Origin of the sequence: Paenibacillus solani (genome assembly GCF_050475945.1) — a bacterium.
Classification (GTDB): Bacteria; Bacillota; Bacilli; order Paenibacillales; family Paenibacillaceae; genus Paenibacillus_AQ; species Paenibacillus_AQ solani_A.
Map to the genome: position 1 here is coordinate 63051 of NZ_JBCMXJ010000027.1, position 18218 is coordinate 81268.

Genomic DNA, 18218 nt, shown 5'->3' on the forward strand with positions numbered 1-18218 from the left:
CCAGCCTACAACAATAGGCCAGTATACGGGACAACCTGCTGTCCAACGTATACTGGCCTTTTTTTCTGAAACAATATGCTGTTTACAATTGTTCCCCTATGATTCTTTTTCCAACTCCAAAACATTCACAACCTTCAACCTATCCACGGTGCCCTGCCGCGCTCTCGCTTGGCCGCAGGACAGCGGAACCTACTGCCAACAGAATAACAGCCATCAAGCCGAGTATGGCCAGCGGAAGTCCAATATCGGATAATTTACCGCCTGTAGCTGCGATCTCCACAGCCTCGATGGCCCATTTTTGCGGAATAAAATTGGCGATTTTCTGCATGAATTCCGGCATGATCGCAAGCGGCCAGAAGCACCCGCCGAGCATGCAGGTTGGCATAACGATCATGGAATTGATCATGGCCGCATTTTGACCGTTTCGGACCAAGCCGGCGATCGTACTGGCCAGACCTAACGATACCAGCATAAAGGTCATCAGGATCAGGAAATGCTGCAGTAACGGAATTCCATATTCATAACGGAGCACATATCGGCTGAGAAGGAGCATGATCATCACCTGCAGCGAGCCGACCACCAAGCTTCCCAGAAAATTGCCCAATGCGATCTGATACGCACGAACGGGTGCCGTGTACATACGGGACAACGTTCTCTGCCTGCGATCATCAATGATCATCGACACGACGCTGGTGATGAGAGTCATCATGAACATCAGGGTAAAGCCCGTAACGTTCGACATACCCGGCTTGGCATACAGATTCAGATCGGTGACTTGGGTATCCACCCGATTTTCTCCTGCTTCACGAAGCACTTTTTCCAACAACAGCATAGGATCCTCGTCTGCCTCTGCGGTTTCTCGAATCAAGGCTGCCGTACCTCCAAGACGCGTAACGGTAGAGTCTGCCGTCATTCGGATCATCACCGAAGCTTCTGAGGTTGAAATTTCGTATATTTTTACCGTCGGTCCCAACCCTTCGATTAATCCATTACTAAAACCTTCGGGTATATAAACGCCGATCGTGCTCTTATTCTCGATTAGGTCCTCTTTCAGCTTGTTCTCCCTGGCGGACTCCTTGAGTACATATTGACCGCTGCGCTTAAGCTCATTCATCAGATGCTGGCCTGCCGGGCCCTCGTCTTCATTCACATAAGAAACCAGAATGCTTGCGGCCGTCGTCTGTCCCATGAGAAACACCGTCAAGGTAATGACCACGCAGGGGAGCAGCAGATTGACGATCCAGCCTCTCTTTCTCCCTAGCGTGCGCCGTACCATATGCCATGCAATGGTTAAGCTATGCATGATATCCCACCTTCCTGTATGTCACCATGGCTGCAGCCGACAGGAATGCAGCTATAACTGCCAGCATCCCGATACAAGTCATAATTAAGTGAATGTCGCTATTCAGCATCATGCGCAGCATGCTCTGCATCGCCCAATGATTAACGGTGAAGGCGCCGATCTTCTGGAAGAACTCTACCGGAAGCGGCATAAAACCTCCGCTGACAAACGTCATGGCGATAATGATCGCCTGCATCAATCCCCTGGCCCCTGCTGCGCTCGAGGAGACGAGCGTGATGAGTGTGGCAAGAGTCATGGAGGCAAGGGTGATTAATAGGCAAACCGCCATGAGCAGCAAGGGGTGCGGGCCCCATTTCACCCCATACATCCACTGGGATCCAAGTACAATGGCTGCCGCCTGGGCAATCGTGATCAGACTGCAACCCATGATTTTTCCCGCGAAGATAGTGCCTGGGGTCACCGGTGCGCTTTGCAGACGAAACAGAGTCCGGCTTTCCCTCTCTCCCAGCAGACTACTGCTTGCCATGAGACCTGAATACAACAGAAACATGATCAGCATGGAGGCTGCAAAATATTGAGCGGCAGTATATGTGGTCCCTTTCTCGCTGAGTTCCCCGATCTCCACCTTCGGTCTTTCGTAGGCAGCAGACGCTGCGGCCGGGACTGCAAGCATCCTCTCTGCTCCCATAACGACAGCTTGAGCCTGCCCATGATTGACGTCCGCGCTGAAGGTCTTAAAGATAGTATCTGCCACCAGATTAAGATCGTGGTTTCTTCCCGGCAGCAGCTCGAGCTTCACCTCCGCCCCCTGGCCTATTCGCTCATCAAAATATTCGGGGATCACCACCGCATAATCCAAATCGTCCCTGCGCAGCTTATCTTCCACTTCTTCGCGGCTGGCTGCAGTCTGCTGGATCACTATATCCTGGATACCCGGCATGCTGGTTAATGCTTGAATGCTCTCCGGCAGCTGACCTTTATCTGCTGGGCTCCCTACAAAGCCCACTCGAATAGGCTCCTGCTGATATTCCTGATCATTGCCAAACCAGCCCGAGAGCGCATTTCCCAATATAAAAATAAGGATGAGCGGCAGCAAGAACTGGTTGATCAGCACCGATCGGCTGGTAGCCATCCGCCTCAGCTCAAACCAGGCGATTATCATCATTTTCATCTTCGGTATTCCTCCCCCATGAATGCCACTTTTGTTTCTTTCTACGATTAATCGCGAAGCGTCCGCCCGGTCAAACTGAGAAATAACGTTTCAAGCCCCGGCTCTTCACACTGCAGGGAACTAAGCGTCGCATGATGTCTACTGCAGATGAACAGAATATCCTGAAGCTCATCCTGAGCCGATGGTACATAGATTTCGATCTCGTTATCATGGTGAATGACGCGCTTAACACGCGGGTGAATGGTCAGCTCCTCCACCAGGTCCGGTGTGATTCCTTCCGCGGTAAGAATGATTCTCTCCTCATGGGCAACGCGTGCGCGAAGCTCCTGCTGAGTCCCGCAAGCAATGACATGTCCTTGATCCATAATCGCCACCCGGTCACTGATCGCGGCAACCTCCTCCATGTAATGACTTGTATAGATAACGGTGGAACCCATGCGGTTCAATGTCTTTACCGATTCTAAAATATGATTCCTAGACTGCGGGTCAATTCCCACCGTAGGCTCATCCATAATAATCAGCTTCGGACGGTGCGTGATCGAGCATGCAATATTCAATCTTCGTTTCATCCCCCCGGAGAAAGTGGACGGCCTTTCTTTAGCCCGATCCTGCAGACCGACAAACTCCAGCGCCTCCTCCACCCGTTCCTTCAGCAAATGGCCGCGCAGTCCATATAATTTCGCAAAAAAAGCGACATTGTCCCAAGCAGACATTTCTTCATATAAAGCCAGATCCTGCGGCACTAAGCCGATTCTCCGCTTCAATTCGAGCGGCTGCTCCTCAATCGAAATACCGTCTACCTTGATAATGCCCTGATCCTTCGGCAGAAGGCCGCAGATCATATGGATGGATGTGCTTTTGCCAGCCCCGTTCGGTCCGAGAAGTCCAAAGATTTCCCCTTCGTTCACCTCCAGGTTCATATGATCCACCGACAGCTTGCCTCCATATCTTTTCACGACATCCTTCATCTGCAGAAAGACCGCCATATTTACCACTCCATTTCTCTCGTTCTGTTCTGATAAAAACATTCTATCTGAAATCATCGGCACTTTAAGGTAGAGGAAGTCATATTACAGGGTGACGAAAGTCATCTTCTTGATAAAAAGAGGCCTGTGATATAATGAAGCCAATCGCTTAGAACGGTTCAATTCACTATGGAAAAGGGTCTGATTGCTCGTGACATCTCCTCTCGCCTATCTTCGATACGGCTTGATTCTCCTGCCGGCTGCCGCTGATATCTTCTTGCAGCAGCTGGACGATTATGGGGAATATATGGTGTACATATTGCTATTTCTGGCAATTACGGTGCTGAGCCGCTTTTTGTCATCGTCTGTTTATCGAAGGGTAGCCGTTCTGGTGGAGGTTTCATTGTCCCTGTGGTTATGCCATATGTATGGCTTCATGATGGTATTTCTGTCCCTGTCCGCCCTATGCGTCTATTTGCCTTTGCTCGAACGGACAGGAAGGCTGTGGCTGGCGGCTGGTCACCTTGTGATGCTTAACATCGCCATTTCCGATTACGATGCAACGCTGCTTGTGACGGCCAATCTGTTATTTCTATTTCTAGCGGCAACGTTCAACCATATACATGAGTTGAATCTGAAGCAATGGAATCATATTCAGTTGTACGATGAGCTGAAGAAGCTCCATTTCCAGCAGGATGAGGCTGGCAGACAGCTGCTGCAGTTCGCCCATCAGATAGAAAGCGCGGCACAAACCGAGGAGCGCAACCGCATCTCCCGCCAGCTGCATGATGATATTGGACACCGATTGATTCGTGTAAAAATGATGATGGAAGCGGCCCTCCATATCGTCCCCCAAGATTCCGTTCGCGGAATGGAGATGCTCCATCAGATCCGTGACCAGCTGGAAGAGAGCATGGAACAAATGCGCAAGGCCGTGAAACAGATGAATCCGATCAGGCGGATCTCGGACGACTATTCCCTGGATCGGCTGCTGGAGGAGGCCAGCAGGGAGACTGGAATCGAGACCAAGCTGACATTGCAGGGCATGCCTTACCCGCTCTATCCCAGTCATCAGGTGCTGCTGTACAAAAATGCCCGCGAAGCCATCACGAATGCCATACGCCATGGCCAGGCTAAGCGGGTCGAGATTTCACTTCATTACGGGGATCAGGAAGTTCATATGGAGGTTTCTAATGATGGCACCGTTCAGGAACCCGCGGCTGGCTCCGCTATTACAGACCCAGACCTTCAAGGGATCGGCATAAGCGGCATGCTCGAACGAACCAAGGTGCTTGGGGGAACGTTAACGGTGCAGAAATCCGTACCCTTTACTGTCACCACCAGGCTGCCTGTCTACCAGAAGCGCGAGATTATGTAAGCCGTAATATCCTATTTACAGAAAGGACGTCGTCCTCCATGATTTCTGTTGTGATTGTCGATGATGACCCGTTCATTCGGGAAAGTTTGAAATTGTTAGTGGGGATGGACCCGGATATTGAAGTATCCGCGGTCGCGGCTAACGGAGAAGAAGCTCTGTCTTTATTGGGAGATGATCTTCAGGCCGATGTCGTACTTATGGACATCCGGATGCCGGTATGCGACGGCGTAGAAGGTACGCGGCGAATTCGTGAGCGATATCCCGATATACGCGTGCTGATGCTGACCACTTTTGATGACGATGATTACATCGTGGAGGCCCTGCAGAACGGAGCCAGCGGGTATCTACTGAAAAATATTCCGCCCGATCGCATCATCCAAGGGATCAAAACGATCCATGACGGGAACGTACTAATCCATCCTGATATCGCCCGCAAGCTTACCAGCATGCTTCGTCCTGCGTCCCAGCCAGTCCCTAAATCCGATGAGCTGGAACAGCTCGGGCTGACCCCGGCCGAGAAGAAAGTCGTCACCCTGATTGCGGAAGGCTTGTCCAATAAGGAGATTGCCGGACAGCTTTACTTAAGCGAAGGTACCGTCAAAAACTATGTCACTGAGATTCTGGGTAAATTGAATCTTCGGGACCGCACCCAGATCGCTATTTTTTACTTAAAAAAAGTGCAGGGCCATTAACCAGCTTGGACATCCTTCCGCCAACGTGTAAACAGGTTTCACTTCATGGATCAGCAGCTTGAAGGTGATAGAGATCTATCGTTCCATTTACATATGTGTCCCCGTGCGTTTATTCGGGCTAATGCCCGCTCTCACAAATTATATAACGGCATATAGCAAAGAAGCGGGCCCTTGTCCATGTAGGACACAGGCCCGCTTCTTGTTTTTAGGATAAAGGCAATTCGGCTTCTTCGGAACCACCGGACGTCTTGCTCCCTGCCCCATTTCGTTGACTGCGAATATGCAGCTTATTCGCCAGCAGTGTGATCAAGCTTACCGGCTTCAGCCCAACGGCAATGCCATCTCTTGGGTCAGGCGAAACGATCGCTCCCAATTGATGGTGATCCCCCGCGTAAATCGCACGCTGTAGAAACTTGCTTTCTCCTTGGTGGTTCTGAACCTCCAATTTACAGAAGGCCGGATTCTGACGCAGCGCGCTGTGCAGCTGCTCCTTGCTGTGAATCAGTTTACCGTTCACCTTCAGGATGGTCTCTCCTGGCTGAATGCCAAGCTCGCTTGCCGGGCTATCCGGCAAAACAGCGAGAACCCGCAGCCCTCGTAAAGGGTGAATAAAAATCGGACTCCGCTGCTGTTCTTCATGCCGGCTGTACCAGACCAGACCTTCATGCAGCAATAAAGCCGCCAAGGCTGCAACGATGGTGAGCGGTGCCCACCATTCAGCCAGCAGACTTAACGCCAGCACGATCGCTCCATAGAATATTAGCCGCTTCGCTGTAACCGCTGCTTTTTCTTGCGGCAGCCTGCTCTGCGTCATTTCCCCGAAACCGATCACGACGGGGAGCGCCATCATGGTAAAACCTGCGCTCCAAGCATCGCCTCCAAAGAATGGCGTCCATGGCAGTACACTGCCCCCACCCACTGCCGGAACGAGCAAGAATAGCGGCAAAGGCCAGAAGCTCTGCATCTGATAACCGCCAACGAGCTTGCCTCGCTTGCCCTCCAAAAACAGCGGTGTAGCAAATTTCGAACCTTGTATCCTTACCAGCAAAGCTTCTGCAAAATGCAAAACGGCGGATAGAGCAAGCAAGGCCGGAATATCCAAACCAAGGATCGTCGATGTTACCTGCCCCATCCAGCCTTCCGGCTGCCAATTCGGAAACCAGCTCAAGCCAAACTGAATAATCCCCAGAAGTCCGATTGAATAAGCAAAGCATAAATACCGGATATGAAACAGCATCAGGATCAACGATGTGACCCATATACATATAATGGCTCCCAGGCTTAAGGAAATCCCCAGAAAGGCCACCACAATGGAGACAACGATGCCTGCCAACAGTCCGCCAACAAACGTACGCCAGGTCTGTTGACCCCAGGAGTGCAGCTTCACATGGAATAGCTTGCGCTCGACCAGCACCTGCCTGCGGTAAAACAGCATTACAAACAAAATCGAAATATAATAAAAGGGTTGCGTCAGCAGTTGTATGCCTGCATCCATACCATACATAAGCAGTTGTTTCACGGTCTCCAACAGCTTGCCACGCTCCTTTCAGCCTACGAAGTTACTCGCTAATATCTTAAAAGAAAAAAGAAGGCTAAACTTCAGCCTTCTTACTTGTTCGACACCTGAGCGGCGATTTCCTTCCGAACCTCGGCGATTCCGCGATTCATTTGGTTATCCTCTTTCGGATCCTGAATCTTCTCAATCAATGCGCCTTCCAATGCTTCAGCGGTTGCACTGTTGATGATGCCATCCGCCTTCAGCTTGTGCTTGCTCTGGAAGCTCTTGACCGCCTTCTCCGTGTTCCGATCAAAATAGCCATCGGAGCGCCCCGGCTTATAACCAATCGCTTCAAGCATGATCTGAGCATTCTTCACATCCGTGCTGTTCGTGTCATACGCATAGGTCTTCTTCTTATCGATAGGCGCAACAGAGAAATATTCAGGCTGTAACACCTTGATATCCGGTTCAATCCCCTTCTCATGGATCCAGGTACCGTTTGGTGTCAGCCACTTGGCAATTGTTACCTTGAGCAGACTTCCATCGCCAAATTGCTTGTCAAAGCTGGTTTGTACGGTTCCCTTACCAAAGGAATGCTCGCCCATCAAGGTTGCTCCTGCCGATTGCTGCAATGCTCCGGCCAAAATCTCCGAGGCACTTGCGCTTCCCTTGTTCATCAGCACCGTAATCGGATAGGATTTGGCTGTTCCGTTTGAAGGATGCTTCTCCCGCTTCTTATTCTTATCCTCGACCTGGACAATCAACTTGCCCTTAGGAACGAATTGCTCTGCAATGTCAATGACAACAGACAGCACGCCGCCTGGATTGTTCCGGACATCGATCAGCAGTCCCTTCATGTCTTGGCTTTCCAGTTTCTTGAGCTCTTCCTCAAAGCGCTTGCCCGTATTCAGCGAGAATTGGGAAATCTCAATGACGCCGATTCCACCCTTCTCCATTCGTGCCGATACGGTTTCCAGATCAACGTCATCACGAACGATGACGTACTCGATCGGCTGTTCAGAGCCTGCCCTCTTAATCTGCAGGACGGCCTTGGAGCCCTTCGGACCGCGGATTTTATTGACTGCCGCATTGAGCTCGAGTCCTTGCAGGGATTCTCCATTAACGGAAAGGATGGTATCCTTCGCCCGGATTCCGGCTTTATCCGCAGGCGAGCCCTTGATCGGAGATACGACGACCACGCTGCCATCAACAGAAGACACCTCCGCGCCAATCCCCGTGAAAGAGCCTTCAATGCTCTCTTCAAACTGGGCTGCCGTTTCTTTTCCCATATAGTTGGAATACGGATCCCCCAGCGCTTCCATCATGCCGTTGATCGCGCCGTCGATCAGCTTATTCCGATCGATATCCTTGTAATAATTACTTTCGATGAGGTCAATCGCTGTCCCCAGTTTCTTCGCTTCTGATTGCTCCAGACCGTTCCTGTTGGCTATACTAGCCAGCAGTCCCTCACCGTCTCCGGTCTGAGTCGGAGCAGGCAGCTGAGTCAAAGCCATTGTTAACAGTCCGCCGCAAAGCATGGCAGCAATGACCAGCAGGAGCGCCGTTCGTTTTTTCAGCAAGTACTTCACCGCCTTTGTACGTTTCAAGTGCACACACGGGGAAACCCGTCCACCTAGTATATGATTGGCTTACCGGGAATATTTATACAGCGGTTTAAAGGTTATATGGTTGAAGATAAGAGTTTTCATTGCTTACAGATAAGGCGTAGGATTCACCGGTTTTCCATTGACACGCACTTCGAAATGCAGATGCGGCCCTGTGCTCTGACCTGTGGAGCCTACTTCAGCAATCTTCTGACCTCTGGACACCTTATCGCCTTCGCTGACTTTAATGCCGCCGTTGCGGATATGCCCATACAAGGTCCATACGCCGCCCCCATGATCAACAATAACACAGTTTCCGTAACCGCTCCACCACTCGGCCAAGATGACGGTACCGCTATCGGCTGCACGGATCTCTGTCCCTTCCGGAACTGCCATATCCTGACCTGTATGCATCTTGCCGACCTGACCTGTTACCGGATGGACCCGAGGGCCATATCCGGAAGACAGTCTGGCTCCAGATACCGGAAGCGCAAACGGACCGCCGTTCCCGATGAATCCACTGCCGCCGCCTTTACTGCCGCCCAGAGCTGTCGCTTTCCCTCGCTTCGTCGCCGCGGCTTTGGCCGCAGCTGCTTTGGCAGCGGCTGCTTTAGCGGCAGCAGCTCTACGGGCAGCTTCCTCAGCAGCAAGCTTGTTCTTTTCCTGCTGCAGCTCCGAACGCTTGCTTGCCAGGGCAACCAGCATTCGATCCTGTTCCTCGGTCAGGATTTCCGCATCCTCGATATCCTGATCATACTGGGCCAGCAGAACCCGCTTCTCCTGTTCCTTCTCATTCAGGAGGCTCTTGCGGTCCTCCATCTGTCCGTACAGATCCTTCGCAGTGGCATACTGCCCTTCGAGCTCTTTCTTCTTATCGATTACCAGAAGCTTGTCTTGCTTATGCTGCACCAGCAAATCCTGGTCCTGACTAACGATGCTCTTTAATGAATCCGCACGCTCAATGAAATCACTGAAGCTGGTCGAGGAGAGCAGCACATCCAAATACGAGACTTGCCCATCCATATAAATGAGGCGGATCCGGGATTCCAGCAGCTTCTCACGGGAGGCGATACGCTCCTCCGCCGCTTCAAGTTCCTTGGTTGTTTTTCTCAACAAATCCTCTGTCTCATCGATCTTGACGGAGATCTTGGTTAACTCATTGCTGACGATATTAATTTGCTCCATCACATATTTCAGGTTCTTAGTCGTTTTATTCTTATAATGCTGGGCTTCCTGTTTATCGTCTGCGGCCTTGTTCTTCTGAGACCGGGCTTTTTGGACCTGTTCCTGAAGCACCTTCAGCTCTTTATCTACATCGGCTGCCGTTTTCTTCTCAGCTTGTCCGACTTGTGGTTGAATCATAACAGTGGCCAGTAATAAGGCTGCTACTCCTGCGGCGATTTTTTTCAAGTTTCGCTCCCCATCCTTTACCTTGTTTTTATACTTTCAGGAATTTACGTATCGACATGGTACTGCCCCAGATGCCAATGACAATACCCAGTGCAACAATAATGGTACCGAGCAGCAACCACAGATCTCCCAGTGGAATCAGGCTCTGCGCCAGTGTCAAATCCGTCTGCGATGCAGCATACAGGCGATTGTATCCTACAAACAGCAGCGCAACGGTGACGATCGAACCCAGGAGACCGATCATCGCGCCTTCCACAAAGAAAGGCCAGCGGATGAAGTTGTTGGTTGCCCCGACAAGCTTCATAATGCCGATCTCACGGCGGCGGGCCAAAATCGTAACCCGAATCGTGTTTGATATGAGGAACATGGACATCAAGCCAAGTCCCGCTACAAAAATAAACCCGATATTCCGCACAGTTTTCGTAATCTTGAACAGAGTTTCAACCGTGCCTTCCCCGTACTTGACGCGCAGGATCGGCTCCTCCGTGTACTTCTGGTTAAGCGCCTTAATCTTATCGGCTACAAACCCGACGGTGGTCGGCTCAATTACGGAAACCTCAAAGGCGTCCGGCAGCGGATTCTGGTCGGCTTCGCTGAAGCCTTCTACCCACTCGGAACCCAGGCTTTCCTCAAGCTCCTTCATTCCTTCTTCCTTGGAGACAAACTTCAGGCTGCTAACCTCGGGCATGGCCTCGATCTCGCCTTTGATGGTGTCTTGCATCTTCTTGTCCACATTGAGATTTAAGTACGTATTGATTTGCACATTGCTATCTGCTTTATCGGCTAATGCGTTCACATTCATGACTAATAGCATGAAAACGCCAAGTATAAATAATGACACCACGATGGACGTAATCGATGCGACTGACATCCACCCATTCCGGAAAACGCTCTTCGCCCCTTCCCGCAAGTGCCGCAAGAAGGTTCTAAAACTCATACCCGTAATCTCCTCTCTGCTGGTCACGGACGATCTGTCCATGCTCAATCGCAAGCACGCGTTTACGCATCGTGTTCACAATATCTCTGTTGTGGGTCGCCATTACGATGGTCGTTCCCCTAAAATTGATTTCGTCCAGCAGCTGCATGATGCCCCATGAGGTTTCCGGGTCCAGGTTGCCTGTAGGCTCGTCCGCTATGATGACAGAAGGATTATTCACAATCGCTCTGGCGATGGCGATCCGCTGCTGCTCACCCCCGGAGAGTTGGGAAGGCTCACGATTGGCCTTAGCTCTCAGGCCTACCAGATCCAGCACCTCCATGACCCGCTTCTTGATAAGACGCTGGGGCGCTTCAATTACTTCCATAGCAAAAGCTACATTTTCGTAAGCAGTAAGCTTTGGCAGCAAGCGGTAGTCCTGAAAAATAACCCCGATATTTCGCCGAACATAGGGAATTTTGCGCTGCTTCAGCTTTCCAATATTAAATCCGTTCACGGAAATTTGCCCTTTGGTGGGCACTTCTTCTCTATAGATAAGTTTCATGAATGTCGATTTGCCTGCACCTGACGGTCCGACAACGTAGACAAACTCATTGCGATTGATTGTAACGGAGACCCCTTGAAGTGCATGAGCACCGCTCGGATAGGTCTTCCATACGTCCTGCATTTCGATCACTTCATCACTTCCCAATCCTTAATTAGCCATTATACTTTCGACAGTTTCCATCGAATTCCTTTAAAAATCATGAAAAATCCTCACAACCTCGTCTATTGTAACAAATTTGTTACCTTTTGAGTACCCGAAAGTTTACGCACTCCGTGACATATACATGAAGATGTGCACCAACTGCAGCTAATACGAAGTCTAAGAAGGTGGTTTCATATGAAAAAGATTCATATCGGTCTCATCCTTGTCATTAGTCTGGCGCTTCTTTCCTCCGTTGGTTATGGTCTAATGACGATGTACGTCAATCAGAAGGAACTTCCAAAAGGGGTCATGGTCTCCGGCTGGGGGATCGGTGGTAAACCTGTGGACGAAGTACTGTCCGAGCTCGATCAGCGGCTGCAGACGATGACGAGCATGAGGGTGATATTGGAGTCAGAAGCACTAAAGGGACATAAAGAAAGCTTTAGCCTTCGCGAAGCCGGCGTTCAATTTCAAGCTGCGGATTTACGGGAGGCCATTACCAAGCTGTCCGAAGGATCACTATGGGAGCAGATGCTGTACCGGCGCAATTTTCAACTGGAATGGCATATATCCACGGACTGGGACCGGGATGTGCTTAAAGAGAGGCTGGGCGAAGACTGGCAAAAGGAACGGTTCGGTGAACCTGTCAATGCAGTACGGAGCATTTCTGGAGATGATGTGGTCCGGTATACTCCCGAGAAAACGGCATACCGTATCGATTGGCCGACATTCTATGACGGATTTAACGCTGCCCTTCCGGATGAGCGCCTATTCGTTAATCCAAATCCGGAAGAATACATTTCCGTTCAGCTCCCACTCGTCCGTCAAAAACCTCCCGTTACTGTGAAATCGCTACAGGACGAAGGTATTGAGCGCAAAATTATCGAATTCTCCACCAGCCTCGGGTCCAGCGGACCTGGACGCGTCCATAATGTAACCGCGGCTGCCAAAGCTGTAGATGGCATGATTCTTAAGCCGGACGATGAATTCAACTATGCCCATGTGATCAACATCGCAAAGAAGGAGTATGGTTTTGAAGAAGCTCCCGTGATCGTTAACGGTCAGCTCGTTCCGGGTATCGGCGGGGGCATCTGCCAGGTATCCAGTACGGTCTATTATGCCGCCCTGCTCACCGGGCTTGAGATCACCGAGCGGCGAAATCATTCGCTTCCCGTCAGCTACATGCCCAAGGGGCAGGATGCCACGTTTGCCGAAGGGGCCATCAATTTTCGCTTCCGGAACAATACAGGCAAGCATCTGCTCATTCGCTCAGAGGTGTCGGATGATAATCTGACACTGAAGATGTTCGGTACTTTTCCAGAGCATACGGAATATGAGCTGGTGTCTACCACAGTTGAGACTCTGCCGTCACCCGAGAAGGTGATCCATAATCTTTCACTGCCGCCAGGGCTCAAGCAAGTGATTCAAAACGGGAAGCCCGGTTATGTGGTTGAGACATATCGAACCAAGAAAGTGAACGGCGAAGTTGTGGAGAACGTCAAAATATCCAAGGATACATATCGTCCTCAGAACAGCATCGTCGCCATGAATCCGAACGAAGAGGTTCAGATACCAGAGGCGAAGGAACCCTCTAAAGAGGAAGTGGTTGAGGATGGTATCCGCACTCCTTAAGTTTAAGGGGAGAATTGAAATAATAAGAAACAGCCCGCATTCGCGAATAAATCGCGATTACGGGCTGTTCTATTATCATTACGATGGAGTCTGGAATGAACATGGATTAAGCTTAAAACCGCCGGGAATTTCCGATCTCGGCCTCTGGATCCTGCCGCAGCTCATCCCTGTACTCTACTTGGCGTATCTGGCATCCTTTGCCGAGAATGACGCGATTGCCGCGGACAATGTCGGCCTCCACATATTCAAGATCAAGGACATCTCCTTCGATGAGACGTGTTTCCAGACATGTTCCCCGGAGCGGCAAAGACAGCATCTCCCAGAGCCGCTTTCCTTTTTTACGAATCGTGATCCGGTCACCAACGATTTCCTCTACATGGCATCGGCCCAGTACCCGAATATCTGCTGTTCCTACATGCAGACGGCCATCGATCTTAAAGGCTCCTTTACATATCGCGGATTCACTCCGTACATCTCCATGGCTGCGCAGATTTCCGTTTACCTCAAGCCGCTGCGACTCGGAATCCCCATGGATGCTGCAATGTCCACCGATAAAGATCGAGCGGCTGCGCAATCCTTCCTTTATACTCAAGCTGCCAGCCACGTTCAGGTCCTCCGACTCGACGGCTCCTTTGATGGTTCCCGAACCGTTCACGCGGATGGTTCTGGCCATGACAGAGCCTTTTACACTCATCGTGCCGTTGGCGGTCAATTCCTGGCAATCCAAGTTTCCGTTCACTTGACCTGAACCATCTATTCTTACCTTGCCATATTGGCCTCCGTTTGAGCTCCCTGTCCCCGTAATCTTCAGATCGGACAGCTTATCGTCATGTGGTATCATGGGTATCCTCCTCCAGATATAAGAAATAATCATCATCTATATTGTCTCTGCTAACTTAACAGCAGATGATCTCAGAACCATTTTCGGCGTTCTCGCCAACTGTTATATGCTTCCTCTAAGATACCACAGCTGAGCTACTCGTAGAACAGCCCGATGGCTGAACTTTATCTCGGTCTGTAGACCGAGGCATTTTGTCAGACATGTCTGATTTTGCTTGAAGCAGATGAGAGCACATGTGATATGATTCTAACAAGTCCTTTATCAATCTCTCATTTACAGAAATGAAAGGGGTTACACACCATGGCTCTTATGCAATGTCACTTTTACTCGGAGGTACTCGGTCTCAGCACAACCATGACCGTTATTCTCCCTCAACAAACCTCTACGCAAATCGGGATGACCAACCATGCTGAGCGCGGTTTGCACAAAACACTCTACCTCCTGCACGGCCTCTCCGACGATGACTCTATCTGGCTGCGTCGAACCTCCATCGAACGCTACGTGGCCGAGATGGGCATAGCCGTCGTGATGCCGCAAGTGCATCGCAGCTTCTATACAGACATGGAGTATGGCGGCAAATACTGGACCTTCATCAGCAAGGAGCTGCCGGCTATTGCCCGTTCCTTTTTCCCGCTATCCCATGCCAGAGAAGATAATTTTGTAGCCGGCTTATCCATGGGCGGATACGGTGCGTTCAAGCTGGCGCTTCGCTGTCCGGAAACCTTTGCCGCCGCGGCCAGCTTGTCGGGAGCGCTCGATATGGCAGGTCTTATCAAGGCTAACTCGGACTTGTTCGATCACCGTTTAGTGTACGGAGATCAAGATATTACCGGTACGGACAACGATCTCATCTGGCTGCTTCAGGAATTGGGTCGCTCTGAGGCTCCGAAGCCAAAACTCTATCAATGCTGCGGAACGGAAGATTTCCTTTATAAAGACAACCAGGTATTCCGCAAAGCGTGCGAAGCAACCTCGCTTGACTTTACATATGAGGAAGGCCCTGGCGGTCACGATTGGGGTTACTGGGATGCCCGCATTCAAGATGTGCTGAAGTGGCTGCCGTTAAAGGCATGATCATTTTAGTTCCCTAGGCCATATCATCCTATGCCTCGATACTTTGATAGGCGGTGAGGCCAAAGTAGGTTCACCAATAAAAAAGGTGGGTCGGCAAACGAACTGTTTGCTGACCTACCTTTTTATCTTCTAGCCATATATTGATTGTCTTTACTCCACATTCCCTTGACGAAGGCCGAGCCATTCTTCTGTGACCTGCAGGGTCTGTACGCTGCGATCAATCGCTGCTTTCACCTGCTCGGTTGCCGTACCGCCGTAAACATTACGGGCATTAACCACGGTTTCCGGTTGAAGCACGCCGTAGATGGAGTCGTCAAACAGCTCCGAGAACTGCTTGAACTCATCCAGGGACAGGTCCAGCAGATACTTGTTGTTCTGGATGCAGTACAATACGGTTTTGCCAATCACTTCATGTGCCTGACGGAACGGAAGCCCTTTGCCGACCAGGAAGTCCGCAATGTCGGTTGCATTCGAGAAGTCAGTATTGACCGCTTCGCGCATGCGGCCTTTGTTGACCTTCATCGTGGCAATCATCGGCGCGAACAGTCGCAATGCGCCTTCCAGCGTAGCGACCGTATCGAACATGCCCTCTTTATCTTCCTGCATGTCCTTGTTATAAGCAAGCGGAAGCGACTTCAGCACGGTCAGCAGACCCATCAGATTGCCGTAAACCCGTCCGGTTTTGCCGCGGACAAGCTCTGGCACATCCGGGTTCTTCTTCTGCGGCATAATGCTGCTGCCTGTGCAGAACGCATCGTCCAGCTCGATAAAGTTGAACTCCGTGCTGCTCCAAAGCACCAGCTCCTCGCTTAAGCGGGACAAGTGCATCATGATGATGGAGGCATCCGAGAGGAACTCCAGGATGAAATCACGGTCGCTGACCGCATCCAGGCTGTTCTCGTACACGCCGTCGAATCCGAGCTGCTCGGCTACGAAATGGCGATCAATCGGGAATGTCGTACCAGCAAGCGCGCCGGCTCCGAGCGGCAGCACATTAATGCGCTTGTAGCTGTCAATTAAACGGTCGATATCCCGCTGGAACATGGATACGTAAGCCATCAAATGATGGGCAAACAGAATCGGCTGCGCACGTTGCAGATGCGTATAACCCGGAATAATGGTATCCAGATTATCCTTTGCCTGTCCGATCAATGCGGTTTGCAGCTCATGCAGCATGCCGGTCAGCGCCACCACACGGTTGCGCAGATACAAGTGCATGTCCGTCGCCACCTGGTCGTTACGGCTGCGGCCTGTGTGGAGTTTGCCGCCAACAGGTCCAATCTCCTCAATCAGATTCTTCTCGATATTCATATGGATATCCTCATCGGAGACGGAGAACGCAATGCTGCCCTCACGGATGCGCTCCAAAACTTTGTTCAAGCCTGCTTTGATTGTCTCCACGTCTTCCGCCGGTACGATACCGCATTTGCCCAGCATGGACACATGCGCCAGACTTCCCTGGATATCCTCTTCCGCCAGCTGTTTGTCAAAACCGATAGATGCCGTATATTCTTCTACCAATGCGTTGGTCTGCTTCGTAAAGCGCCCGCCCCATAACTTGCTCACAACTCTTGCCCCTCTCTGTTTAAGGCAGAGGGCCGCTTTCCCGCGTAAGATGCCCGCATTCCTCGTTGTTGCACGAGAATGATCTATGCCCTCCTAGCATGAAAACGGCCTTCAGCCTGTTCATTATTGTTATCTTAGTGATTCTGATCCACGCCAGTTGCCACTTTCAAACGCAGGGCATTCAAGCGGATAAATCCAGTTGCATCCCCTTGGTCATAAGCTTGCGTCGGATCAGCTTCCATCGTAGCGATATCCGGATTGTACAGACTCACCGGGCTCTTCACGCCAGCGCCGATAATGTTGCCCTTGTACAACTTCACGCGTACCGTACCGGTTACGTTCTTCTGACTTTCAGTTACCAAAGCCTGCAAAGCCAGACGTTCCGGTGCAAACCAGAAACCGTTATAAACCAATGTGCTGTAACGGGTAATCAGGCTATCACGCAGATTCATTACTTCACGGTCCATTGTGATGGACTCCATTTTGCGGTGAGCGGTGAACAGAATCGTTCCACCCGGCGTCTCATAAACACCACGGCTCTTCATGCCGACAAAACGGTTCTCTACCATATCCACACGGCCAATGCCGTGCTTGCCGCCCAGTTCGTTGAGCTTCTCCATCACTTGCAGCGGGCTCATTGACTCACCGTTCAGTGCCACGACATTCCCTTTTTCAAACGTAAGCTCGAGGTATTCAGCTTCATCCGGTGCATCTTCAGGAGATACGCTGAGCAGATACATATCCTTGCTGTCCTCTGCGCTTGCATCGAACCAAGGATCTTCCAGCACACCGCTCTCATAACTGATATGGAGCAGGTTGCGGTCCATGGAGTAGGATTTGGCTGCCGATGCCGTTACCGGAATGCCATGTGCTTCCGCGTAAGCGATCATCTCTGCGCGTCCCGGGAAGGAGTTGCGGAACTCCTCGTTACGCCAAGGCGCGATCACTTCAATATCTGGTGCCAAGCCAGCTACGCCGAGTTCGAAACGAACCTGGTCGTTTCCTTTACCGGTAGCGCCGTGGGCAATTGCTGTCGCGCCTTCAGCACGAGCGATATCGACCATACGCTTAGCAATCAACGGACGTGCGATGCTGGTGCCGAGCAGGTACTGCCCTTCGTACATGGCACCCGCCTGGAACATCGGATAAATGAAATCATTCGCAAATTCGTCGCGCAGATCGTCGATGTATACTTTGGAGGCGCCGGTTGCAAGCGCTTTTTCCTCAAGTCCGTCCAGCTCTTCCTTCTGACCGATATCAGCCGTGAATGCAATGATCTCCGCATCATATGTTTCTTTCAGCCACTTCAGAATAACGGACGTATCCAGACCACCGGAATACGCCAGTACGATTTTTTGTTTTGCCATGGTTAAACTCCCTCTCTTTGTTACTAATTGCCCTATCCCTCATTATACTAAAGAAAACGTCCATTGACGCATTTTCATAGAGAATGTTCGCT

15 protein-coding genes are annotated in these 18218 nt (G+C 50.9%); 4 read left to right on the plus strand and 11 right to left on the minus strand.

Annotated elements, in window-relative coordinates; genetic code table 11:
* Nucleotides 1-139 precede the first annotated feature (139 nt).
* The 3 genes from ABEQ74_RS28705 to ABEQ74_RS28715 are packed head-to-tail and all read right to left on the minus strand — an operon-like array spanning nt 140 to nt 3460.
* Nucleotides 140-1303, minus strand: coding sequence for an ABC transporter permease (locus ABEQ74_RS28705; RefSeq protein ID WP_430125602.1), 1164 nt, complete (start codon nt 1301-1303; stop codon nt 140-142).
* On the minus strand, nt 1296-2474 hold the full coding sequence (locus ABEQ74_RS28710) for an ABC transporter permease (protein ID WP_430125603.1): 1179 nt from the start codon (nt 2472-2474) through the stop codon (nt 1296-1298). The genes ABEQ74_RS28705 and ABEQ74_RS28710 overlap by 8 nt, the downstream gene beginning before the upstream one ends.
* A 47-nt stretch (nt 2475-2521) precedes the next feature.
* On the minus strand, nt 2522-3460 hold the full coding sequence (locus tag ABEQ74_RS28715; RefSeq protein WP_430125604.1) for an ABC transporter ATP-binding protein: 939 nt from the start codon (nt 3458-3460) through the stop codon (nt 2522-2524).
* A gap of 190 nt (nt 3461-3650) precedes the next feature.
* Between ABEQ74_RS28715 and ABEQ74_RS28720 the strand changes: the two genes are divergently transcribed.
* Nucleotides 3651-4817: a sensor histidine kinase gene (locus tag ABEQ74_RS28720; protein ID WP_430125605.1), complete on the plus strand. Its 1167-nt coding sequence runs from the start codon at nt 3651-3653 to the stop codon at nt 4815-4817.
* Nucleotides 4818-4855: 38 nt separating this feature from the next.
* Nucleotides 4856-5509, plus strand: coding sequence for a response regulator (locus ABEQ74_RS28725; RefSeq protein WP_430125606.1), 654 nt, complete (start codon nt 4856-4858; stop codon nt 5507-5509).
* A gap of 205 nt (nt 5510-5714) precedes the next feature.
* On the opposite strand, the gene ABEQ74_RS28730 is transcribed toward ABEQ74_RS28725, so the two are convergent.
* The 5 genes from ABEQ74_RS28730 to ftsE all read right to left on the minus strand — a co-directional run bounded on the left by ABEQ74_RS28730 (nt 5715) and on the right by ftsE (nt 11634).
* The gene (locus ABEQ74_RS28730) at nt 5715-7037 is read right to left on the minus strand and encodes a PDZ domain-containing protein (protein ID WP_430125607.1); all 1323 of its coding nucleotides are present in this window, start codon (nt 7035-7037) and stop codon (nt 5715-5717) included.
* Between the two features lie 80 nt (nt 7038-7117).
* The gene (locus ABEQ74_RS28735; RefSeq protein WP_430125608.1) at nt 7118-8587 is read right to left on the minus strand and encodes a S41 family peptidase; all 1470 of its coding nucleotides are present in this window, start codon (nt 8585-8587) and stop codon (nt 7118-7120) included.
* Nucleotides 8588-8719: 132 nt separating this feature from the next.
* Nucleotides 8720-10021: a murein hydrolase activator EnvC family protein gene (locus tag ABEQ74_RS28740; RefSeq protein ID WP_430125609.1), complete on the minus strand. Its 1302-nt coding sequence runs from the start codon at nt 10019-10021 to the stop codon at nt 8720-8722.
* 28 nt (nt 10022-10049) lie between these two features.
* On the minus strand, nt 10050-10958 hold the full coding sequence (gene ftsX, locus ABEQ74_RS28745; protein ID WP_430125610.1) for a permease-like cell division protein FtsX: 909 nt from the start codon (nt 10956-10958) through the stop codon (nt 10050-10052).
* Nucleotides 10948-11634: a cell division ATP-binding protein FtsE gene (gene ftsE / locus ABEQ74_RS28750; RefSeq protein WP_430125611.1), complete on the minus strand. Its 687-nt coding sequence runs from the start codon at nt 11632-11634 to the stop codon at nt 10948-10950. Before ftsE ends, ftsX begins: the two co-directional genes overlap by 11 nt.
* 207 nt (nt 11635-11841) lie before the next feature.
* Between ftsE and ABEQ74_RS28755 the strand changes: the two genes are divergently transcribed.
* Entirely contained in the window at nt 11842-13278 is a 1437-nt protein-coding gene (locus ABEQ74_RS28755; RefSeq protein ID WP_430125612.1) for a VanW family protein, read from the plus strand.
* A gap of 112 nt (nt 13279-13390) precedes the next feature.
* On the opposite strand, the gene ABEQ74_RS28760 is transcribed toward ABEQ74_RS28755, so the two are convergent.
* Entirely contained in the window at nt 13391-14119 is a 729-nt protein-coding gene (locus tag ABEQ74_RS28760) for a polymer-forming cytoskeletal protein (RefSeq protein WP_430125613.1), read from the minus strand.
* A gap of 300 nt (nt 14120-14419) precedes the next feature.
* On the opposite strand from ABEQ74_RS28760, the gene ABEQ74_RS28765 reads away from it, so the two are divergent.
* A complete protein-coding gene (locus ABEQ74_RS28765) occupies nt 14420-15193 on the plus strand; it encodes an alpha/beta hydrolase (protein WP_430125614.1) in 774 nt (257 codons plus the stop codon).
* A 150-nt stretch (nt 15194-15343) separates the two neighbouring features.
* On the opposite strand, the gene argH is transcribed toward ABEQ74_RS28765, so the two are convergent.
* Nucleotides 15344-16759: an argininosuccinate lyase gene (gene argH / locus ABEQ74_RS28770; RefSeq protein WP_430125615.1), complete on the minus strand. Its 1416-nt coding sequence runs from the start codon at nt 16757-16759 to the stop codon at nt 15344-15346.
* A gap of 134 nt (nt 16760-16893) precedes the next feature.
* On the minus strand, nt 16894-18126 hold the full coding sequence (locus ABEQ74_RS28775) for an argininosuccinate synthase (RefSeq protein WP_430125616.1): 1233 nt from the start codon (nt 18124-18126) through the stop codon (nt 16894-16896).
* Between the last annotated feature and the right edge of the window lie 92 nt (nt 18127-18218).